Below are 20,542 nucleotides of genomic sequence, written 5' to 3'. Positions count from 1 at the left end.
AGCCCGGCGCTCTCCGGCGGGCACCGCGCGGGACAGGGGCTCACCCGATCGTCGAGGCCAGGGAGACAGCGAGCGGCACGATGCCCAGCAGCAGGAACGACGGCAGCAGGCACAGCCCCAGCGGCACCGCGGCCCGCACCCCGACCGCACGGGCGCGGTCCTCGACCTCGGCCCGGCCGCGGTGCGCCAGCTCGTCGGCGAGCCGATCGATGACCGCGACGACGGGCGCGCCGGTGCGGTGGGCCCGCGCCAGCGCCCTGCCCAGCGGCCCCAGCTCCGGGTCGCCGCCCAAGGACGACCAGATCGCGGCCGCGTCCCCGCCCAGCTCCAGCCGCGCGGCCAGCGGGGCGAGCCGGTCGGCGGCGGGCCCCGGCAGCGCCCGGCCCACCACGCCCAGCGCCTGAGGTGGCGCCAGCCCGGCGCGCAGGGCCGCACCGAGCAGGCTGACCAGGTGCGGCAGGTCGCGTCGTACCTGCTCGCGGCGCCGGCGGGCACCCGGTGGCTCCAGGCGCCCCGCCACGACCCACACCATCCCGCTCGCGGCGAGGCCGATCGGCACCGCCAGCGGACCACCCAGCACGACCCCCGCACCGGCGCCGGCGAGCAGCGCCCACACCGCGCGGCCGCGACGCAGCAGGCCGTCCGGCGGCTCCCCGACCGAGCCGGCCCCGGCCCCAGGTCCTGGGGGCACCGCACCCGACCCAGGTGGTGGCGGCAAGGCAGGCCGTGCCCCGAGCAGCGCCAACGCCCCCGCCACCGCGAGCACCGCGGCCAGCAGGGCGAGGCCCCCGGCGCTCATCCGGCGTCCCGCTCGACGGCGCCGGCGAGGGCGTCGATCCACGCCAGGCCGGCGTAGGCGAGCCCCAGCCCGGCGCCGAGGCAGCCCAGACCGACCGGGTGTCCGAGCAGGAAACCCCAGGGGTCCGCACCGGCGCCCGACCCCATCGCCAGCGCCAGCACCGGCAGCACCGCGAGCAGCCGGGCGGTGGCCCGCGCCGACGCCAGCTCCCCCGCGACGACGCGTCGGGTCTGCTCGGCGGCCCGCAGGTCCTCGGCCACCCGGCCGATCGCGTCGGCCAGGCCGTGCCCGGTGCGGTGCGCCACCTGCCAGGCCGCGGCGACCACGCGCAGCGAGCCGGCTCCGGGCTCCTCGGCCGCCACCGCTCGCAGCGCACGCGCCACGTCACCGCCGCCGAGCGCTGCCCGGGCCGCCGGTGCCACCGCCGGCCACGGCATCGCGGCCCGTTCCAGCGCGGCGGGGACGCTGAGCCCTGCCGCGAGCTCGGCCTGCAGCGCCTCGCAGAGCTCCACCACCCGGGCCCGGCCGCCGGCCGCACGCCGCTCCCGCCGCCGTGCGGTGAGCAGCCGGGCGGCACCGGCGACCAGCGCCGCGGCGAGCACTGCCAGCACCAGCCAGCGTGCCGAGCCGGCGAGGACCGTCCAGGTGGCCACGCCCCCACCCCCGAGCAGTACGACGACCCGACCCCGCCCCGCACCGCCGCCGGGCCACCCGGCCCCGCCGAGCCCACCGCCGCGGGCGGGCACCAGCAGCGCGCCGAGCAGCGCGCTCGCCACCGCGGCCACCGCGAGTGCCACCGCCGACCCGGGCACCACCTCGGCGCTCACCGGCGACCGTCCAACAGGTCGATCAGCCGCCGCGCGCCCGGGCCCGGCTGCAGCACGCCCGCGGCGTCGAAGGTGGCGGCCGGCACGGTCCGCACGGTGCCGGCGGGCTCGCGCTGCAGCACCGCGACCTGGGCCAGCCGGCGCCGCCCGGTGCCGCGCTCGCGCACCACGTGGAGCACGACGTCGAGCGCGGAGACGAGCTGGCTGTGCGCGGCCTCGCGGCCCAGCCCGGCGGTGAGCGCCAACGCCTCCACGCGCGCCGGCACGTCGGCGGCGGAGTTGGCGTGCAGGGTGCCGCAGCCGCCCTCGTGGCCGGTGTTCATCGCGGCGAGCAGGTCGACCACGGCGGCGTCGCGGACCTCGCCGACCACGAGCCGGTCCGGACGCATCCGCAGCGCCTGCCGGACCAGGTCGCGCAGCAGCACGGCGCCAGCTCCCTCGAGGTTCGCCGGTCGTGCCTCCAGCCCCACGACCTGCGGATGGTCCGGTCGCAGCTCGGCGGCGTCCTCGACGACGACGATCCGCTCGCCGGCGGGGACCTCGCCCAGCATCGCGGCGAGCAGGGTGGTCTTCCCGGTGCCGGTGCCGCCGCTGACCAGGAAGGCCAGCCGCGCGTCGACGACCTGGCCCAGCAGCTCGCGGCCCTCACCGCCGAGCGCGCCGGCCGCGGCGAGCTCGTCGAGGGTGAACCCGCCGCGGCGCGGCACCCGCAGCGAGATCGCCGTGCCGGGCTGGGCGAGCGGGGCCAGCACCGCGTGGCAGCGGGTGCCGTCCGGCAGCCGTACGTCGGCCCACGGCGCGGCGTCGTCGACCCGCCGGCCGCCGGTGGCGACCAGTCGCTGCGCGAGCCGGCGGCAGGCGTCCTCGTCGGGCAGCACGACGTCGGTCTCCTCCAGCCCGCTGCCCCGGTCGATCCGGACCGGTCCAGGACCGTTGACCAGCACGTCGCTCACCCCGGGCAGCCGCAGCAACGGCTCGAGGACCCCCGCGCCCGCGACGTCGCGGTGCAGCGCCTCGTAGACGGCGAGCACGGTGGCATCGCCCACCGGGCGACCGGCGGCCCGCAGCGCCTCGGCCACCCGGTGCGGGGTGAGCGTGCCCTCGCCGGCCGCGAGCCGGCGCCGTACCTCCTCGACCAGGCCGGCCGGCACGCCCGCGATCATGCCGCCGCCCCGGGGCCGAGGCTGCCCATGCCGTCCCGCGCACCAGCGGGAGCGCCAACGGCGGTGACGGTCTCGCCCGGGCCGGGCGCGGGATCGGTGCTCAGGATCCGGGCGGCGGCGCGGGCCAGCGGGCCCCGCGCGGAGCGCAGCGGCCCCAGCCCGAGGTCCACGGACTCCGCCAGGCCGCGCTGGTCGCGCATGTGGGCCAGCACGGGCAGCCCGACGGCACGCTGCACCTCGGCGGCGGTGAACGTCTCGCCGCGCAGCACCAGCCCGGCACCGGGGTGCTCGGCGAACCGGCTGCGCATCCGCGCCGCCCCGGCCACCCCGACGACGCTGCCGACGGTCACCACCAGCAGCTCGTCGCAGCGTGCGGCGACCTCGTCGACCAGCGGGTCGCGGGAGCGGGGCAGGTCCACCACGACCACCTCGTGGCCGCGCCGCGCCGCCGACAGCGCCTCCCGCACGGCGAAGGCCTGCAGCGTGGCGACCCGCCCGTCGACGTACCAGGACAGCACGCCGAGGCCGTCACGCCGCGGCAACGCCTCCCGCAGCGCGCGGGCGGAGAGGCGGCCCGTGGTCTGGCACAGCGCGTCCCAGCGGAACCCGTCGTGCCGCTCCACGCCGAGCATCCGGTCCAGGCCCGGGCCCTGGGGGTCGCAGTCGATCACCACGGCCGGGCCGCGGCGCGCGGCGGTCTGGCCGAGCGCGCAGGCCAGGGTGGTCGCCCCGGCGCCGCCGCTGCCGCCGATCACCCCGATCACCCGGCCGCGTCCGGGCAGGTGCTCGGTGAGGTCGGCGAGCAGCTCGACCAGCCAGGCGGCGGAGCCGCTCAGCTCGACCACCTGCTCGGCGCCCAGGTGCAGCGCGGTGCGGAACACCTCGTCGGGTGCGCGGCCGGCGCTGACCAGGTACGTCCGCGGCCGCCGGTCCGGTGCGACCCGGGCCATCGCGTCGGCCAGGTCGGCGCCGACGAGGACGACGGGTGCCCGGCTCCAAGCGCCCAGCGCGCTCACCGGGTCGCGCACCACCACCGGGGTGACGTCGGCGGCCGCCGCCAGCGCGAGCAGCTCAGCGAGCAGCGTCTCGTCGGCGCTGATCACCAGCGGCGGGTGTGCGGTGGCGGGGTCGGCCGCCAGGTCAGGACGGGAGTCGGGACGGGGGTCGGGCCTGCGTGGAGTCATGCCGGCCTCCTCGCCGTACGACGCCCCGGGCACGCCAGGGCTCCGCGCCCCTGTGCACACCTGGGCGCGGGTCCGTGGCTGTGGAGGGCTGCGGGACCCGCCGAGCCGCTAACGCCTCGGCGTCGGGCCTGCGGCCTACGATGGCGCCATGGCCTCCGCCGGCACGCCGCGCACCGCGGCGTTCTTCGACCTCGACAAGACGATCATCGCGAAGTCGAGCGTGCTGGCCTTCAGCAAGCCCTTCCAGGCCGGCGGGTTGATCTCGCGGCGCTCGGTGCTGCGCTCGGCCTACGCCCAGTTCGTGTTCATGGTGGGCGGCGCCGACCACGACCAGGTGGAGAAGATGCGGCAGTTCATGTCGCAGCTGACCGCCGGCTGGGACGTGTCCACGGTCCGCGAGATCGTGGCCGACACCCTGCACAACGTGGTCGACCCGCTGGTCTACGACGAGGCGGTCCGCCTCATCGAGGAGCACCGTGCGGCCGGCCGCGACGTCGTCATCGTCTCCACCTCCGGCAGCGAGGTGGTGGAGCCGATCGGTGCCCTGCTGGGGGCCGACCGGGTCGTCGCCACCCGGCTCGCCGTCGACGACGGCCACTACACCGGCGAGATCGAGTACTACGCCTACGCCGAGGAGAAGGCCCGCGCGATCCGCGACCTGGCCGCCTCCGAGGGCTACGACCTCGAGCAGTGCTGGGCCTACTCCGACTCCATCACCGACGTGCCGATGCTGGAGGCCGTCGGCCACCCGTATGCGGTCAACCCGGACAAGGAGCTGCGCCGCGAGGCTACCGCCCGGGAGTGGCCGGTGCTGACGTTCAGCCGGCCGGTGGCGCTGCAGTCGAGGCTGCACCTGCCGCCGCCCAAGCCCACACTGGCCGCGCTCGCGGTCGGTGGCGCCGTGGCCGTCGGCGCCGCGGTGTGGGTCGGCGCCCGGCGCCGGCTGATCAGCGCCTGAGCGCTGCCGCGCGCGATCTCCTTCGAGGGCCGGTTCGGCCCCGAGAAACAGGTGGCCCCAACCTCCCACCGTGCGCTTCACGGAGGGGAATTTCAACCCCTTGAAGGTGCCTGTTCAGGGGCGTACAAAGGGACCAGACAACAACAAGAGCAGCACGTGATCCGGAGTACCCACGCGGCGGTCTACCCTTCCGAATTGGGCGCTTGCATCCCGGACAAGCTCCGGCGCAGCAAACCGATGCACGCTTGGTAGCCCACGGCTCACGTGCCGGCGGTGGCACTCGAGTCATGCGTGATTCGGGTGCCACCTGCATGCCCGGATCATTCCGCGTCGCGCACCAGCGGGCTCGCCTCCGCGGCCGCCGAGTAGGCCTCGGTGGCGTAGAGCAGCCAGGAGTGCATGCCCGCCGGCCCGCCGTCGGCCCAGCCGCGCAGGTTCGACTCGTACGCCGGCCGCAGCGCCAGGTGCGCCGCCTCCGGCACCACCAGCGACTTCTCGTCCACGCCCTTGGCGGCGAGCAGCAGCCGCTCGGTGGCCCGGGCGACGATGCCGTTGTGCGAGCCGAACGGCGCGGCGGTGACCAGCTCGGCGTGCACCACCGCGGCCACCGCCAGCGCGGGCGCCTGGGTGGGGGCGGTGATCAGGTCGGCGATGCCGCGCAACCGGGAGGCGGAGTCGCCGGGTCGCGGCCGGCCGAGCATCTCGTCGGGCAGCACCCCGCGCGCGGCGAGGGTGTGGATCCGGGCGAGCGCCTGCAACGGCTGGCGGCGCAGCACCGGCAGCAGGGACAACAGCTCGGTGGCGACCCGCACGGCGTCGCGGGCGATCTCGTCGCCCTCACCGGCGCGCACCTGCGCCAGGGAGGAGGCGGAGCCCTCGAGCACGGCGCTGGCGTGGGCCCCGCGCAGCAGGGACTCCGCGGTCAGCTCCGGGCTGGTACGACGCAGCCCGCGGTCGCGCAGCATCACGTCGATGCCGTCGCGGGCGCCGGCGAAGCCCGACGGCACACCCTCCAGCGAGATCAGCCAGGCGAAGGGGTCGGTGCTCACCGCAGAAGGGTAGAAGGCGGCGGGTGCGCGCGTCGTACCGCGTGCCTGCACGACGGCGCCGCGCGGGCGTCGTACGCTGCGAGACGATGGCTACCGACGGCTCCACTCCCGCCTCCCCCGCGCTCGTCTTCGGCGCGGTGGCGCAGGCCTACGACCGCGGCCGCCCCGGCTACCCGCGCGAGGCCGTGGAGTGGCTGACCGGACCCGAGCCGCTGAGCATCCTCGAGCTCGGCGCCGGCACCGGCAAGCTGACCGAGCACCTCCTCGCGTTGGGCCACGACGTGCACGCCACGGACCCCGACCCGCGGATGCTCGACCGGCTCGGCGCGCGGCTGGGCGAGCTGCGGGTCTCGCAGACCACGGCCGAGGAGATCCCGGCCGCCGACGCCACCTACGACCTGGTCGTCGTGGCCGACGCCTTCGAGTACTTCGACCACGACCGGGCGCTGCCCGAGATCGCCCGGGTGCTCAAGCGCGGCGGCTCGCTGGCGCTGGTGCGCAACGTGCGCGACGAGCGGATCCCGTGGGTCAAGCGGCTGGGCAACCTGATCGGCCACCACGCGCTGGGCACCGGCCCGGGCGAGGAGCTGGAGTCCTCGCCGTACTTCGGGCCCACCGACGAGGCGACCTTCAAGCAGTGGCAGGTCATCCACCGCGCCTCCGTGCAGGACCTGGTCCGCTCCCTCGGCGACGTCGCGGGCCTGCCCGCAGACGCGCAGGAGGCACGCATCCGCGAGGTGCTGGCCTTCTACGACGACTTCGGCCGCGGCATGGACGGCATGCAGCTGCCGTACGTCACCGAGTGCTTCCGGGCGGTGGTCGGCATCCAGCCGAAGACCATCCGCAAGGAGCCCGAGCGCGCGGCGGACGACGCCGACCAGCCGGGTGGGACCGGCTCAGGCGCCGAGGCAGGCTCGACCGAGGTCGCCGGACCGGTCGGCAAGGACAGCATCCCCGTCGTGCTGGCACCGGCGGTCGAGCCGCCCGCGGACGACGACACCGGGATGCTGCTCATCCGCTTCCGCTGAACTCGGAGCACCAGGGAGCACAGCCGCACCCTCACCCGCAGTGTCGCCCGGCCACGGCGGCGCCGGTGCGGCACGATGTCGGCGTGCGAACCGGACGGCTGTGGCGCCGCGCCCACCTGGGCAGCGAGGCCGACCGTGCCGCGTTCCGGGCGCTGCACCAGGCCTCGCTCGCCGCACCCGCGCTGCGGGAGGGGTTGACCGCGAGCAGCGCCGAGCGCGCGATCCGGCACCTGCGCAACCTGCTCGGCACCCCCGCCCTGGCGTTGACCGACGGCGAGTCGGTGCTGGCCTGGGACGGCGCCGGCAGCCACCACGCCGAGCAGGCGGTGGCGCACGGGCTCGCGGCGATCCGGCGCGGCAGCACCCGCACGGTGGACCGCGCCCAGCTGCCCTGCGCGGCCACCGGCTGCCCGGTCCGCACCGGCGTGGTCAGCCCGCTGGTCGTCGAGGACCGGGTGCTGGGCACGGTGCAGGCGTTCTCCCCGAGCCCGACCGCCGGCCTGGTCCGCGCCACCGAGGAGGTGGCGCAGTGGGTCTCGGGCCAGCTCGAGCTCGCCGAGCTCGACGCGCACCGCAACCGGATGATCGAGGCGGAGGTGCGTGCCCTGCGCGCCCAGATCAGCCCGCACTTCGTCTACAACTCGCTCAACGCGATCGCCAGCTTCGTGCGCACCGACCCCGACCGGGCGCGCGAGCTGCTGCTGGAGTTCGCCGACTTCACCCGCTACTCCTTCCGCCGGCACGGCGAGTTCACCACGCTGGCCGAGGAGCTGCGCTCCATCGAGCGCTACCTGCTGCTGGAGCAGGCGCGGTTCGGCGACCGGCTCCAGGTCAGCCTCAGCATCGCCCCCGAGGTGCTGCCGGTCGTGGTGCCGTTCCTGTGCATCCAGCCGCTGGTCGAGAACGCCGTACGCCACGGCCTGGAGGGGGCCGAGCAGACCGGCCTGCTGCGCATCCAGGCGCTCGACCGCGGCCACGAGGCCGTGATCGAGGTGGAGGACAACGGCGTCGGCGAGGACCCCGACAAGGTACGACGTGCCCTGGCCGGCGACGCCTCGCTCGACTCCGTGGGGCTGGGCAACGTCGACGCGCGGCTGCGCGCCACCTTCGGCGACGACTACGGTCTCGTCGTGGAGACTGCACCGGGAGCCGGCACCAAGGTCGTGGTGCGGGTGCCGAAGTTCGCGCCGGGGGTGAGCGTGTGAAGGTCTCGACAGGTTCGGTCCCGGCGTCCGCCGGCGGCCCCGGCGGCCCCGTCGGTGCTGGTGGTGGCGGTGGGCTGCGGGTGCTCGCCGTCGACGACGAGCGTCCCGCCCTCGACGAGCTGGTCTACCTGCTGGAGGCGGACCCGCGGGTCACCGAGGTCATCGCCTGCCAGTCGGCCACCGACGGGCTGCGGACCCTGCGCGAGCGGGAGGTCGACTGTGTGCTGCTCGACATCCAGATGCCCGGGCTCAGCGGCCTGGAGCTGGCCGAGGTGCTGCGCCGGTTCCGGCAGCCGCCGACGGTGGTGTTCGTGACCGCGCACGAGCAGCACGCCGTGGAGGCCTTCGACCTGCGCGCGGTCGACTACGTGCTCAAGCCGGTGCGGCCCGAACGGCTCGCCGAGGCGGTGCGCCGCGTGCTGGCCGACACCACCCCACCCGCGCCGGCCGCCCCGGAGTCCCAGGTCGCCGTCGAGCGCGCCGGGGTCACCCGGTTCGTCGACCGCGGCGACATCACGCACGTCGAGGCGCACGGCGACTACGCCCGGCTGCACACCACCGCCGGGGAGTCCTACCTGCTCCGGGTGCCGCTGAGCGGGCTGGAGGAGCAGTGGGGCGAGGCGGGCTTCCACCGCATCCACCGCTCGCTGCTGGTCGCGCTGGCCCACGTCACCGAGGTCCGCACCGAGGCGGGGCGCACCTCGGTCGTGGTCGGCACCCACGGCGGTGCGGTCGAGCTGCCGGTCAGCCGGCGCCACACCCGGGCACTGCGCGACGTGCTGCTGCGCCGCGCCCGGGCCTGAGACGGTCGGGTCGACGATGACCGAACGGGTGCGGGTGACCGGACCGCCGCGGCACTCCACGACCGCGCGGCAGGCGAGCCGGCTGGGCGACGTGCACGAGCTGAACCCGGTCGGCGACGTCTACCTGCGCTCGCTGCTGCGCGAGCAGCTCGGCCTGGCGCTGCGCGTCGTCGTGCTGCTGGTGGTGACCTTCGGCGCGGTGCCGCTGCTGTTCCGCCTCGTTCCCGGGCTGGCCGACGTCGAGGTCGGCGGCATCGGGCTGGCCTGGCTGCTGCTGGGCGGGGCGACGTACCCCTTCCTGCTGCTGCTGGCCTGGCGCTACGTGCGCCGCGCCGAGCGCAACGAGCGGGTCTTCGCCGACCTGGTCCACGGCGGCCGGGACCACGGCGGCCGGGACCACGAGAGCGAGCCCTGAGGTGGGCCCGGACTCCATCCCCGGCCTGGTCGCGGTCGTCGGCGTCACCCTGGTCACGCTGGCGATCGGCACCTGGGGGCTGCGGTTCTCCCGGACCACCAGCGACTTCTTCGTCGCCTCCCGCACGGTGCGCCCGGGCCTCAACGCCACCGCGATCGGCGGTGAGTACCTCTCCGCGGCCTCCTTCCTCGGCATCGCGGGCCTGCTCGTGGTGGGCGGGGCGCAGATGCTGTGGTACCCGGTCGGCTGGACCGCCGGCTACCTGCTGCTGCTCGTGCTGGTCGCGGCGCCGCTCCGCCGCTCGGGCGCCTACACGCTGCCCGACTTCGCCGAGGCGCGACTCGGCTCCCGCACCGTCCGCGCGGCCTGCTCGCTGCTGGTCGTCGCGATCGGCTGGCTCTACCTGATCCCGCAGTTCGAGGGCGCCGGCATCACGCTGCGCACCGCCACCGGTGCCCCGGAGTGGGCGGGCCCGGTCGTCGTGGGCGCCGTGGTGCTGGCCAACGTCACCTCCGGCGGCATGCGGTCGGTGACCTTCGTGCAGGCCTTCCAGTACTGGCTGAAGCTGACCGCCCTGCTGGTGCCCGCGGCCGTGCTGCTCGCGGTGTGGTGGGGCGACGGGCGCCCCGGCGCCGCCACCACCGGCGCCGAGGCGTGGTCGGTGCCGGTGGCCGGCTCCGGCTCGGTCGGGCTCTACACGACGTACTCCCTGATGCTGGGGCTGTTCCTCGGCACGATGGGGCTGCCGCACGTCGTGGTGCGCTACTACACCAACCCCGACGGTCGGGCCGCTCGCCGCACGACCGTGGTGGTGCTGGCGCTGCTCGGCCTGTTCTACCTGTGGCCCCCGGTGTACGCCGCCCTCGGCCGGGTCTACGGCGCGAGCATCCTCGCCGAGGGACGCTCCGACGTGCTGGTGCTGGAGCTGCCGCGGCTGATGGTCGGCGGCGTCGGTGGCGACGTGCTCACCGGGCTGGTCACCGCCGGCGCGTTCGCCGCGTTCCTCTCCACCGCCTCCGGGCTGGCGATCGCGGTCGCCGGGGTGATCACCCAGGACGCCACCTCCCGGCTGGTCGGCGAGCGCCGGGGCGGCGGGGTGACGGCGTTCCGGCTGGCGGCCGTGGTGGCGGTGACCGTGCCCGTGCTGACCGCGCTGGCGGTGCGCGACGTCGGGGTCGCCCAGGCGGTCTCGCAGGCGTTCTCCGTGGCCGCGTCCACCTTCGCGCCGCTGCTGGTGCTCGGCATCTGGTGGCGCCGATTGACCGACGTCGGAGCGCTGGCCGGGCTGGCCGCGGGTGGGCTCGGCGCGGGCTCGGCCGCGGTGCTCACCCTGGCCGGGGTCGCGCCGGCGGGCTGGGCCGGGGCGCTGCTGGCGCAGCCGGCGGCGTGGAGCGTGCCGCTGGCCGCGGCGGTCATGGTGGTCGCCTCGCTGGCCACCCGGGACCGGGAGCCCGGACACGCGGGCCGGTTCCTCGTCCGACTGCACACGCCCGAGTCGCTCGACCCCGCCGCCCGCTGAGGAGCGTTCTCCCAACCGGCCCCCACACCGGCCCTGGTTCTGCGATCGTGACCCGCTCGGGCGCTCCCTCGTTGCGTCCTGTATCCCGCATCACGGGAGGAGCGAGACAGAAACCGTACATATGTGTACGGTTCCAGGCGTCGGTGTGTCCGCACCGGTGGGGAGAGAGCGAAGGAGAGCGTCGTGCCGGGAGGCCCGAGGTGAGCGCCACGGCCCGCGGCGGCGTGCTCGCTCGCCCGCTGGTGCCCGTGGGCGAGCTGCTCGTCTTCGCCATGGAGGTCTTCCGCGGCATGTTCCGCCGCCCCTTCGCGTGGCGCGAGCTGTCCGACCAGGCGTGGTTCGCCACCCGGGTCTCGCTGCTGCCGGCCTGCGCGATCACGGTCCCGTTCGGGGCGGTGCTGGCCCTGCAGATCGGCTCGCTCTTCGACCAGCTCGGCGCCCGCTCGTTCACCGGCGCGGTCGCGGTGGTCGGCATCGTGCAGCAGGCCGCCCCGATCGCCACCGTGGTGATCGTGGCCGGCGCCGCCGGCACGGCGGTCGCCGCCGATCTCGGCTCCCGCAAGATCCGCGAGGAGCTGGACGCCCTCGAGGTGCTCGGGCTCAACGTCATCGACCGGCTCGTCGTACCGCGGGTGCTGGCGATGGGCATCGTCGCGGCGCTGCTCAACGCGATCGCCACCAGCGTCGGCATCATCGGCGCCTACGGGTTCAACGTGATGGTCCAGGGCGGCTCACCGGGCGCCTACCTGGCCAGCTTCGGCGCCCTGGCCCAGCTGCCTGACCTCTACGTGGGCGAGCTGAAGGCCTTCCTCTTCGGCATCCTCGCCGGCATCGTGGCCACCTACCAGGGCGTGCGCGCCAAGGGCGGCGCCCGCGGCGTCGGCGACGGCGTCAACCAGTCCGTGGTGATCGCCTTCGTCCTGCTCTTCCTGGCCAACGCGCTGCTCACCGCCGTGTACTACGAGCTCGTGCCGCCGAAGGGGTTGTGATGAGCGCCCCCGCGCCCGAGACCCGTCCCTTCCCCGGGTACGACGTGCTGGCCGACCTCGGCCGCCAGGTCGCGTTCTACGGCCGGGTGCTGCGCGGGGTGCCGCACGCGGTGCGCCACCACCGCGGCGAGATCTGGCGGCTGTTGACCGAGGTCTCCTTCGGCCGCGGCGCGCTGGTGCTGGTCGCCGGCACCGTCGGGATCCTCGTCTTCGAGGTGGTCGCCGTCGGCTCGGTGGTCGGCCTGGTCGGCTACGAGGGCCTGCAGCAGGTGGGGATCCAGCCCTACGTGGGGTTCCTGTCGGCGTACTTCAACACCCGCGAGGTGGCGCCGCTGATCGCCGGCAACGCCCTGGTCGCCACCGTCGGCGCCGGCTTCACCGCACAGATCGGGGCGATGCGGATCAGCGAGGAGATCGACGCGCTCGAGGTGATGTCGGTGCGCTCGGTGCCCTACCTGGTGACCACCCGGATGATCGCGGCGTTCATCGCGGTGGTGCCGCTCTACCTGATCGCGCTGGTCGGCACCTACGCCTCCACCCAGGCGGTCTCGGTGCACTACTACGGGCTGACGGGCGGCACCTACGAGCACTACTTCAGCCTGTTCCTGCCGCCGATCGACGTGGCCTACTCCTTCGGCAAGGTGCTCGTCTTCGCGGTGATCCTGACGATGGTGTGCTGCTACTACGGCTTCACCGCCAGCGGCGGACCGGCCGGCGTGGGCGTCGCGGTGGGCCGCGCGGTGCGGCTCTCGATCGTGATGATCATCGTCGCCGACTTCTTCCTGAGCCTGGCGCTGTGGGGCTCCACGACGACCGTGCGGCTGGCCGGCTAGCGACATGCACACGACCGGATCCCGCCTGTGGCAGCGACACCGCCTCCCCGTCCTCGGGGTGGGCTACCTGGTGGTGCTCGCGCTGCTGGTCTGGGTGTGCGTGGCGGCCTTCACCAAGGACCTGCCGTGGCAGCGGGTGGTCTCCGTCGAGGTCGTCACCACCCATGCCGGGCTGGAGCTCAACAACCACGCCGACGTGAAGATCGCCGGCCGGGTGGTCGGAGAGGTCCGCGGCGTGCGGAGCTCGGCGGGGCGCACCGTGATCGAGCTCGGCCTGGACCCCGACGAGGTGCGCCACGTGCCCGCGGACGTGGACGCCGCGATCGTGCCCAAGACCCTGTTCGGCGAGAAGTTCGTCGACCTGCTGCCCCGGGCGGCGGCTCCGGGAGCGGGCGGGGCCGGGGACACGGGTGGGGCCGGGGACGCGGGTGGCTCGATCGAGGCTGCCGCGGTCGGGGCGACCGGCCCGCGCATCACCGACGGTGCGGTGATCGAGCAGACGGCGACCGCGACCGAGATCGGCGACGTCTACGCCAAGCTGGTGCCGGTGCTGCGCGCGGTCGACCCCGCCAAGCTGTCCACCGTGCTCACCACCCTGGCCAGCACGGTGCAGGGCCGCGGCGCCCAGCTGAACCAGACCGTGCGCAACCTCGGCGAGCTGCTGGAGCGGGTGGACCCGCACCTGGACACCCTCGACGCCGACCTGCGCCAGCTCGCCCGCGTCCTCGAGGGGTACGACGCCGCGGCTCCCGACGTGCTGCGCACGCTGGCCAACGCCACCGCGCTGAGCACCGACCTGCTGGTGCCGGCCGAGGAGCGGCTGGGCCGGTTCCTGGACACGCTGACCGACCTGTCGGACACCACCCGGGAGGTGCTGGCCGCCAACGGGGAGAACCTGGTCCACATCGTCACCCGCGGCGAGCCGCTGCTGGCGCTGCTGGACGAGTACTCCCCGATGCTGGCCTGCTCGATCGACGGCCTGCGGTTGGTGGACCTGCACGGCAACCTGACCACGGGCTCGCGCGGGCCCTACGTGCTGCTGTCGATCGACATGTTCCTGCTCCGCGAGCCCTACTCCGCGCCGCGGGACCTGCCCACCGAGCGGACCTCGGGGGCGCACCTGGACAGCCTGCCCGCCCCGATCCGTTCGTGGGCGCCGCACTGCCCGCGGTTCGGTGAGCAGATCCACCGGGCCGTCGACGCGCAGCCGCGCTCGCTGCCGCCGATGCCGCACCAGGTGATCAGCAACGAGCGCGAGCAGGCGGGCGCCCAGTCCGGCACCAAGGCCGGCACCGGGTCCGGGAAGAAGGGTGCCGGCACGAAGGCGGGCACCGCGGCGGGCCCGCTCGACCTGGAGGCCCAGCGCCTGGCGCTGGCCACCGCACTGGCCCGCGACCTGCTCGCCCGCACCGGCGGCACGAAGCCCGGCACCGGCGAGGCCGGCACGGCCTCCGGCTCCGGTACGACGCCGGGCAGTGCCGAGCTCGGCGGGCTGCTGCTCGCGCCGCTGCTGGGCGACGACCCGGTGGAGGTGCCATGAGCCGCCCCGAACCTGCGGTCCGGGCCCAGTCGCGGATCCCGTCGTCGGCGTACAAGATGGCGATCTTCGCCGCCGTCACGATCCTGCTCTTCGGGCTGCTGGCCACGGTCATCGGCAACGTCTCCTTCGCCCCGAGCCGCACCTTCCATGCCGAGTTCACCGACGCCACCGGCGTCACCGTGGGCGACAAGGTGCGCCTGTCGGGTGTGGAGGTCGGGCGGGTCACCGAGGTGCGTCTCGCCGGCGCGGGCGAGGCGGAGCCGGACTGGGGCGCGCGGAACGCCCGGGTCTCGTTCACCGTCGACGAGGACGTGCCGCTCTTCGACTCCGCGACGCTGGCGCTGCGGTTCGAGAACATCGTCGGGCGCCGCTACCTGGCGATCACCGAGGAGCCGGGCGGCACCCCGCAGCAGCCGGGCAGCACGATCGAGGTCGCCCGCACCTCCCCGGCGCTGAACCTGACGGTGCTGTTCAACGGGTTCCAGCCGCTCTTCCGGGCCCTGGACCCCGAGCAGACCAACCGGCTGGCGGACCTGATGGTGCGCACCCTGCAGGGCGAGGGCACCACGTACGCCTCGCTGATGCGGGCCACCGCTGGGCTGACCGCCGAGCTCGCCGACGCCGACGAGGTGATCGGCACCGTCGTGGACAACCTGGGGGCCGTGCTGAGCACGATCGCCGAGCGCGACGTGCGGCTGACCCGGCTGATCGTCACGTTCCGTGACCTGATGCAGGGCCTGTCCGAGGACCGCGAGGAGATCTCCGCCGCGCTGCCCGGCCTGGCCGACCTGCTCTCGGTCTCCGGCGACGCCATCGCCGACGTGCGCGGCCCGCTGCGCGGCGACGTGGAGCAGCTCGCGGAGGTCGTGGAGACCCTGGATGCCGACCGGGACGTGATCGCGGAGTCCCTGCAGCGGCTGCCGCGCCGCTCCCGCGCCCAGACCCGGACCGGCTCCTACGGCTCCTACTTCAACTTCTACGTGTGCGGCCTGGAGCTCAACGTGCGGCTGCTCGGCAACGAGTACCTGCTCTCCTCGCCGGGCCTCTCAGCCAACGAGCGCGCCACGGTCTGCGCCGGCACCGAACGGGGGAACCTGCAGTGAGCCGGGACCGCCGCTTCTCGCTGATCGCGCTCGGGCGCCGCCACCCCGCCCTGCTCGCCGCGCATGCCATCGTCGCGTTCGTCGCGCTGACGCTGCTGGTGTTCAACCTGGAGCGGATCCCGATGTTCGCCGGCACCCACTACTCCGCGGTCTTCACCGAGGCCGCCGGGCTCCAGGGCGGTGAGGAGGTGCGGATCTCCGGCATCAAGGTCGGCAAGGTCACCGGCATCCGGCTGGTGCGCGACACCGTGGTCGTCGACTTCGAGCTCGACGACGACACCGAGATCGGCGAGGACACCCGGGCCGGCATCGAGATCCGCACCCTGCTCGGCCAGCACTACCTGAGCCTCTCCCCCGCCGGTGCGGAGCGGCTCGAGGCCGGCGCCACGATCCCGCAGGAGCGTACGACGACCCCGATGAACGTCGTACCGACGCTGCAGCAGGCCACCGGCACCCTCGCCGAGCTCGACACCGCGAAGCTGGCCGAGGCCTTCGACTCCCTCACCGAGGTGGTGCAGCAGGTCGCCCCCGAGGCCCGCGGCGCGCTCGATGGGCTGGGTCGGCTCTCGCAGACCATCGCCTCCCGCGACGCCGAGCTGGCCCGGCTCTTCGCCGACGCCGAGGAGGTCACCGGGGTGCTGGCCGAGCGCGACACGGAGCTGACCCAGCTGCTCGGCGACACCTCCGACGTGCTCGAGATGCTGCGCAGCCGGGAGCGGGTGATCGCCGCGATCATCCGCGACACCAGCACCTTCGCCGGACAGCTGCGCGGGCTCATCACCGACAACGAGGCCGCGCTGACGCCGATGCTCGCCCAGCTGGACCGGGTGCTGGAGGTGCTCTCCGAGCATCGCGACGACCTGGGCGCCACCATCAAGGCCACCGCCCGCTACGGCAAGACGTTCACCAACGTCGGTGGCACCGGGCCCTGGTTCGACGGCACCATCAAGTTCCCCGGCGGCTTCGCCCTGTGCACCTCCGAGGAGGACACCGTGGTCAACGACGTGCTCAGCCCCGTGCTGGCCAAGCTGAACCAGGCGCTCAACGGCGGCACCGCCCCCTGCCTGCCGCTGGGCCCGGCCACCCCCGGACCGCTGGGAGGTGCCGGATGAGCCTGCTGCCCCGTCGTGGCTCCGGCCGCTCCCCTGCCGGCCGGGCCGTGCTCGGCCTCGCCGTCGCGCTCGCGGTCGTCGCCGGCGTGCTGGCCTGGGACCGCTCGCACACCCCGCCCGAGCGCACCCTGGTCGCCACCTTCGAGCGCACCACCAGCCTGTACGCCGGCGCGCCGGTGAAGGTGCTCGGGGTGCGGGTCGGGAAGGTGACCTCCATCGAGGTGAAGGGCACCGCGGTCGAGGTGCGGATGACCTACGACGGCGACGTCAAGCTGCCCCCCGGCGTCACCGCCTCGATCGTGCCGCCCTCCATCGTGGGCGACCGGTTCGTGCAGCTGGCACCGGCCTGGTCGGGCGGGCCCGCGCTCGCCGACGGCGCGCGGCTGGAGCTGGCCCGCACGGCCGTCCCGTTGGAGCTGGACGAGACCTTCACCCAGCTCGACGACCTGGCCACCGCGCTGGGGCCGAAGGGCGCGGACGCCGACGGGGCGCTGTCCCGGCTGACCGCGGCCGGCGCGGAGGCGCTCGAGGGCAACGGGCGCCGGCTCAACCGGACGCTGCGCAGCCTGTCGCAGGCGCTGGGCACGCTGGCGAAGATCGACACCGACGCCTCCGGGGTCCTCGCCAACGCGGCCCGGCTGACCCGCACCCTGGCCGCCAGCGACGCCCAGGTACGACGCCTGGTGCTCGGCCTGGCCGAGGTCAGCGCCCAGCTCGCCGCCCAGCGCACCGAGCTGACCCGCGCGGTGAAGGGACTGTCCCGGGCGCTGGCCGACGTCGAGCGGTTCACCCGCAAGAACCGCAAGCACCTGACCGGCAGCATCCAGGGGCTCACCGTCACCGCCGGCACCATCGAGGCGCACCTCGACGACCTGACCGACCTGCTCGACCTCGTCCCGGTCGGCTTCGCCAACGCGATGGCGATCTACGCGCCGAACAACTGGGACCCCGCGCACCCCGAGCGCAGCGTGGTCGGCGGCCGCACCGGGTCACTGGCGCTGCGCGGCAACTTCACCGAGGACCTCGGCGTGCAGCTGTCCTCCACGCTGAGCTCGGTGTGCGGCCAGGTCGGCGCCTACTCCGGCGGAGCGGACAGCCCTGCGGCGCGGCAGCTGGTGCCGTTCTGCGCCGCGCTGCAGGCCGCCGGCAACGACGTCGGCGTGCTGCTCACCGCGATCGCCAAGGGCAAGGTCGACGGCGACCTGTCCGGCCCGCTCGGTGGCATCGTCGCCGCGGTCCGCGACGCCCTCGCCGCGCTCACCCCGGCCGCGGGAGGTGGCCGATGAGGTGGCGTAGAAAGAGGTCCGCCACGGCCCCGGTCGTCGTCCTCGCCGCGGCGCTCGGCCTGAGCGCGTGCGGCTACGAGGGTCCGCAGGACCTGCCGCTGCCCGGCGGCGTGGGCCGCGACGGCTACGAGGTGGTGGTCGTGCTCGAGGACGCCACCAACCTGGTCGCCCACGCCACCTGCCGCTCCGGGGACACCGTGGTCGGCTCCATCGCCTCCGTCGAGCTGGACGAGGATCTGCACGCCCGCGTGGTCTGCCGGATCTCCGACGACGTCGAGCTGCCCGGCAACGTGGTCGCCACGCTGCGCGAGACCAGCCTGCTCGGCGAGCGGTACGTCGCCCTCGACCCGCCGCGCGGGCAGGCACCCACCGGCCGGCTGGCCGCCGGCACCACCATCCCGGCTGAACGCACCACCGCGCACCCGGACACCGAGACGGTGCTCGGCGCGCTGTCGCTGGTGCTCAACGGCGGCTCGCTGGGCAGCATCCAGGTGATCGCGGAGGAGCTGAGCGCCGCGCTCGAGCAGCCCGGCGACGTCCGCACCACCGCCCGGCGGCTGACCTCGCTGGTCGAGACCCTGGACACCCGCCGCGACAGCCTGGTCACCGCCCTCGACGCGCTGGCCCGGCTCTCCACCACGCTGGCCGACCAGCGCGGCGTGATCGGCGAGGCGCTGGCCGCCGTGCCCGACGGCCTGGAGGCGCTCGAGCGGCAGCGGCCCGCCCTGACCCGCACCCTGCGTCGGCTCTCCCGGCTCTCCCGCACCGCGGTGCCGCTGATCAAGCGCAGCAAGGACGCCACCGTGGCGGACCTCAAGCACCTGCAACCCGTGCTCACGCAGCTGAGCACCGCGAAGAACGAGCTCTCGCGCACCGTGGAGCGGGTGGCGTCGTTCCCGTTCTCGCGCAACGCGCTGTCGACGATCAAGGGCGACTACGCGGGCATGTACGGCCAGGCGCTGATCGACGTCGACACCATCAACGCGCTGCTGGTCTCCCTCGCCGAGCTGACGCCGGGTCCGCCCGTCGGCGCACCGGCGAGCACCGGAGGCGGCGACGGCGCCGCCAAGCCCGGGAAGAAGCCGAGCACCATCGCCGAGGTGCTCGCCGACCTCGACCTGACCACGCTGCTCGACGACGCCGCCAGCGGCCTCGGCGAGGCACTGGACCTGTCCGCGCTGCTCGACCCGGGCAGGAAGAGCGGGGCGGGCGAGAAGGGCGGCGGGACCGTGCCCCGCGACCTCGGCGAGCTGCTCACCGGAGGTGGCCGATGAGCTCCAGCACCCGGCTGACCCGCAGCGTCCGGCTCAAGCTGGTCGCCTTCGGCGCGGTGATCGCCGCGACCACGACGTACGGCGCCAGCCAGTTCTTCGACCTGTCCGGGGTCCTGCACGACCCCGACCGGGTCCGGATCCAGTTCAGCGACCCCGGCGGCATCTACCCCCGCGCCGACGTCGAGCTGCTGGGCACCCGGGTCGGCTCCGTGGTCGAGGTGCTGCCCGGTCCGGGCACCGGCTCCACGGTGGTCGTCGACCTGCGCCACGACGCCGACGTGCCCGCCGACCTCACCGCCACGGTGAGCAGCAAGTCGGCTATCGGCGAGCAGTACGTCGCCCTCACCCCACGCTCGGCCGACGGCCCGCGGCTCGGCGACGGCGACCTCGTCACCCTCGCCGCCACCACGCCGCCCCCGGACCTGGCGCAGCTGATCGGCAACCTGGACGCCCTCGCCGGCTCGGTGGACCCCGCCGCGCTGGCCACGATCCTCGACGAGGCGACGCTCGGGCTCGAGGGCGTCGGTCCCGCGCTGGGCTCGGTGCTCGACGACGCCGACTCGGTGACCCGCACCGCCCTGGACTCCGCCGACGACCTCACCGCCCTCATCGACTCCGCGCAACGCGTGCTCGACACCCAGGTGGACCTGCTGGACGAGACCCGGGCCGGGCAGGCCGACCTGGCCGCCCTCACCACCCGGCTGCGCCGCCTCGACGACACCCTGGACGACGTGCTGCGCCGGGGCATCGGCGCCGGCTCCGCGCTCCAGGGGCTGCTGGAGGACAACCAGGCCGCGCTGCCCCGGCTGCTGGACGACCTGGTCGCGATCACCGACGTCGCCGCGGACCGGCTGCCGCACCTGCGCAAGGGCCTGGTCGTCTTCCCGCACGTGCTGGAGCAGAACATCCAGACCCTGCGGCACTGCGACACCCTCGACCCGGTCACCGGCAAGGCCGTCGAGTCGACCTGCCACTACGACGACGAGGGCAACCCGATCTACAGCGCGCACATCGCGATCGTGCTGCCCACCGTGCCGCTCGCCCCGCCCTGCACGAAGGGGTACGAGACGAAGAAGAAGTACAACCCCGACGGCACGCCGGCCGACGGCAAGGGCCCGCGCCAGCCCGACGACGCCCCGGTCTCCGACGACATCCGGTGCTCCTCCTCGCCGTACGACGCCACGGGACCGAACGTGCGCGGCTTCCAGAACGCACCCAAGGGCGGCACCCGCGGCTCGGGCGGGGGCGCGGGTGGTCCCGGGGCGCTGGGTCGCAGCGGACCGGTCTGGGGCCAGGCGCTGTTCAACCCCGCCAGCGGGATCGTGGTGACCCCGGACGGCCGGGCGACCAAGGTGCTCGCCCCGACCCCGCCCGACCCGACCGGCACATCCACCGACGCGGCCGGCGACGGCTCCGGCCTGGGGTGGCTGCTGACCCGGAACCTCGAGGAGTGAC

The 20,542-nt window shown here is 74.9% G+C and carries 19 protein-coding genes; 14 read left to right on the top strand and 5 right to left on the bottom strand.

Features of this window, described 5'->3' with window-relative positions:
• Positions 1-40: 40 nt before the first annotated feature.
• From KG111_RS00945 to ssd, 4 genes are read right to left on the bottom strand one after another with little or no spacing between them, the layout of a single operon-like run.
• The gene (locus KG111_RS00945; RefSeq protein WP_205292468.1) at positions 41-799 is read right to left on the bottom strand and encodes a type II secretion system F family protein; all 759 of its coding nucleotides are present in this window, start codon (positions 797-799) and stop codon (positions 41-43) included.
• Entirely contained in the window at positions 796-1,626 is an 831-nt protein-coding gene (locus KG111_RS18405; protein WP_205292467.1) for a type II secretion system F family protein, read from the bottom strand. The genes KG111_RS00945 and KG111_RS18405 overlap by 4 nt, the downstream gene beginning before the upstream one ends.
• Positions 1,623-2,789 (bottom strand): TadA family conjugal transfer-associated ATPase, encoded by a 1,167-nt coding sequence (locus KG111_RS00935; protein ID WP_205292466.1) that lies wholly within the window; start codon positions 2,787-2,789, stop codon positions 1,623-1,625. The genes KG111_RS18405 and KG111_RS00935 overlap by 4 nt, the downstream gene beginning before the upstream one ends.
• Positions 2,786-3,973: a septum site-determining protein Ssd gene (gene ssd, locus KG111_RS00930; protein ID WP_205292465.1), complete on the bottom strand. Its 1,188-nt coding sequence runs from the start codon at positions 3,971-3,973 to the stop codon at positions 2,786-2,788. The genes KG111_RS00935 and ssd overlap by 4 nt, the downstream gene beginning before the upstream one ends.
• 148 nt (positions 3,974-4,121) lie before the next feature.
• Here ssd and KG111_RS00925 point away from each other — a divergent pair, with 148 nt between their 5' ends.
• Positions 4,122-4,931: an HAD family hydrolase gene (locus KG111_RS00925; RefSeq protein WP_205292464.1), complete on the top strand. Its 810-nt coding sequence runs from the start codon at positions 4,122-4,124 to the stop codon at positions 4,929-4,931.
• Positions 4,932-5,251: 320 nt separating this feature from the next.
• Here KG111_RS00925 and KG111_RS00920 read toward each other — a convergent pair whose 3' ends face one another.
• Positions 5,252-5,980 (bottom strand): Fic family protein, encoded by a 729-nt coding sequence (locus tag KG111_RS00920; RefSeq protein WP_205292463.1) that lies wholly within the window; start codon positions 5,978-5,980, stop codon positions 5,252-5,254.
• Positions 5,981-6,066: 86 nt separating this feature from the next.
• Between KG111_RS00920 and KG111_RS00915 the strand changes: the two genes are divergently transcribed.
• The 13 genes from KG111_RS00915 to KG111_RS00855 all read left to right on the top strand — a co-directional run bounded on the left by KG111_RS00915 (position 6,067) and on the right by KG111_RS00855 (position 20,541).
• The gene (locus tag KG111_RS00915; RefSeq protein WP_205292462.1) at positions 6,067-7,008 is read left to right on the top strand and encodes a class I SAM-dependent methyltransferase; all 942 of its coding nucleotides are present in this window, start codon (positions 6,067-6,069) and stop codon (positions 7,006-7,008) included.
• A gap of 83 nt (positions 7,009-7,091) precedes the next feature.
• Entirely contained in the window at positions 7,092-8,213 is a 1,122-nt protein-coding gene (locus tag KG111_RS00910; RefSeq protein WP_249666240.1) for a sensor histidine kinase, read from the top strand.
• Entirely contained in the window at positions 8,210-9,016 is an 807-nt protein-coding gene (locus KG111_RS00905; RefSeq protein WP_249666239.1) for a LytR/AlgR family response regulator transcription factor, read from the top strand. Before KG111_RS00910 ends, KG111_RS00905 begins: the two co-directional genes overlap by 4 nt.
• Positions 9,017-9,032: 16 nt before the next feature.
• Positions 9,033-9,431: a hypothetical protein gene (locus tag KG111_RS00900; RefSeq protein ID WP_205292461.1), complete on the top strand. Its 399-nt coding sequence runs from the start codon at positions 9,033-9,035 to the stop codon at positions 9,429-9,431.
• A 1-nt stretch (position 9,432) separates the two neighbouring features.
• Entirely contained in the window at positions 9,433-10,950 is a 1,518-nt protein-coding gene (locus KG111_RS00895) for a sodium/solute symporter (protein ID WP_205292460.1), read from the top strand.
• Between the two features lie 200 nt (positions 10,951-11,150).
• Entirely contained in the window at positions 11,151-11,939 is a 789-nt protein-coding gene (locus tag KG111_RS00890; protein ID WP_249666238.1) for an MlaE family ABC transporter permease, read from the top strand.
• Positions 11,939-12,772, top strand: coding sequence for an MlaE family ABC transporter permease (locus KG111_RS00885; protein WP_205292459.1), 834 nt, complete (start codon positions 11,939-11,941; stop codon positions 12,770-12,772). Before KG111_RS00890 ends, KG111_RS00885 begins: the two co-directional genes overlap by 1 nt.
• Before the next feature lie 4 nt (positions 12,773-12,776).
• Positions 12,777-14,312 (top strand): MCE family protein, encoded by a 1,536-nt coding sequence (locus KG111_RS00880; RefSeq protein ID WP_205292458.1) that lies wholly within the window; start codon positions 12,777-12,779, stop codon positions 14,310-14,312.
• Complete coding sequence (locus tag KG111_RS00875; protein WP_205292457.1) at positions 14,309-15,415, top strand: MCE family protein; 1,107 nt, start codon at positions 14,309-14,311, stop codon at positions 15,413-15,415. The genes KG111_RS00880 and KG111_RS00875 overlap by 4 nt, the downstream gene beginning before the upstream one ends.
• Entirely contained in the window at positions 15,412-16,527 is a 1,116-nt protein-coding gene (locus KG111_RS00870) for an MCE family protein (protein WP_205292456.1), read from the top strand. Before KG111_RS00875 ends, KG111_RS00870 begins: the two co-directional genes overlap by 4 nt.
• A complete protein-coding gene (locus tag KG111_RS00865; RefSeq protein ID WP_205292455.1) occupies positions 16,524-17,813 on the top strand; it encodes an MCE family protein in 1,290 nt (429 codons plus the stop codon). The genes KG111_RS00870 and KG111_RS00865 overlap by 4 nt, the downstream gene beginning before the upstream one ends.
• Positions 17,810-19,087 (top strand): MCE family protein, encoded by a 1,278-nt coding sequence (locus KG111_RS00860; protein ID WP_205292454.1) that lies wholly within the window; start codon positions 17,810-17,812, stop codon positions 19,085-19,087. Before KG111_RS00865 ends, KG111_RS00860 begins: the two co-directional genes overlap by 4 nt.
• The gene (locus KG111_RS00855; RefSeq protein ID WP_205292453.1) at positions 19,084-20,541 is read left to right on the top strand and encodes an MCE family protein; all 1,458 of its coding nucleotides are present in this window, start codon (positions 19,084-19,086) and stop codon (positions 20,539-20,541) included. Before KG111_RS00860 ends, KG111_RS00855 begins: the two co-directional genes overlap by 4 nt.
• The last annotated feature ends 1 nt before the right edge of the window (position 20,542 follow it).

The organism is Nocardioides faecalis (genome assembly GCF_018388425.1).
Classification (GTDB): domain Bacteria; phylum Actinomycetota; class Actinomycetes; order Propionibacteriales; family Nocardioidaceae; genus Nocardioides; species Nocardioides faecalis.
Note: the sequence above shows the minus strand (reverse complement) of the source record. Positions and strands in the feature narration are given on the sequence as shown.

What these genes read in the sequence shown, in the direction of transcription:
- KG111_RS00855 (WP_205292453.1), top strand. Translation starts at nt 19,084, where the DNA reads ATGAGCTCCAGCACCCGGCTGACCCGCAGCGTCCGGCTCAAGCTGGTC.
- KG111_RS00875 (WP_205292457.1), top strand. Translation starts at nt 14,309, where the DNA reads ATGAGCCGCCCCGAACCTGCGGTCCGGGCCCAGTCGCGGATCCCGTCG.
- KG111_RS00885 (WP_205292459.1), top strand. Translation starts at nt 11,939, where the DNA reads ATGAGCGCCCCCGCGCCCGAGACCCGTCCCTTCCCCGGGTACGACGTG.
- ssd (WP_205292465.1), bottom strand. Translation starts at nt 3,973, where the DNA reads ATGACTCCACGCAGGCCCGACCCCCGTCCCGACTCCCGTCCTGACCTG.
- KG111_RS00865 (WP_205292455.1), top strand. Translation starts at nt 16,524, where the DNA reads ATGAGCCTGCTGCCCCGTCGTGGCTCCGGCCGCTCCCCTGCCGGCCGG.
- KG111_RS00945 (WP_205292468.1), bottom strand. Translation starts at nt 799, where the DNA reads ATGAGCGCCGGGGGCCTCGCCCTGCTGGCCGCGGTGCTCGCGGTGGCG.
- KG111_RS00935 (WP_205292466.1), bottom strand. Translation starts at nt 2,789, where the DNA reads ATGATCGCGGGCGTGCCGGCCGGCCTGGTCGAGGAGGTACGGCGCCGG.
- KG111_RS00925 (WP_205292464.1), top strand. Translation starts at nt 4,122, where the DNA reads ATGGCCTCCGCCGGCACGCCGCGCACCGCGGCGTTCTTCGACCTCGAC.
- KG111_RS00900 (WP_205292461.1), top strand. Translation starts at nt 9,033, where the DNA reads ATGACCGAACGGGTGCGGGTGACCGGACCGCCGCGGCACTCCACGACC.
- KG111_RS00860 (WP_205292454.1), top strand. Translation starts at nt 17,810, where the DNA reads ATGAGGTGGCGTAGAAAGAGGTCCGCCACGGCCCCGGTCGTCGTCCTC.
- KG111_RS00880 (WP_205292458.1), top strand. Translation starts at nt 12,777, where the DNA reads ATGCACACGACCGGATCCCGCCTGTGGCAGCGACACCGCCTCCCCGTC.
- KG111_RS00915 (WP_205292462.1), top strand. Translation starts at nt 6,067, where the DNA reads ATGGCTACCGACGGCTCCACTCCCGCCTCCCCCGCGCTCGTCTTCGGC.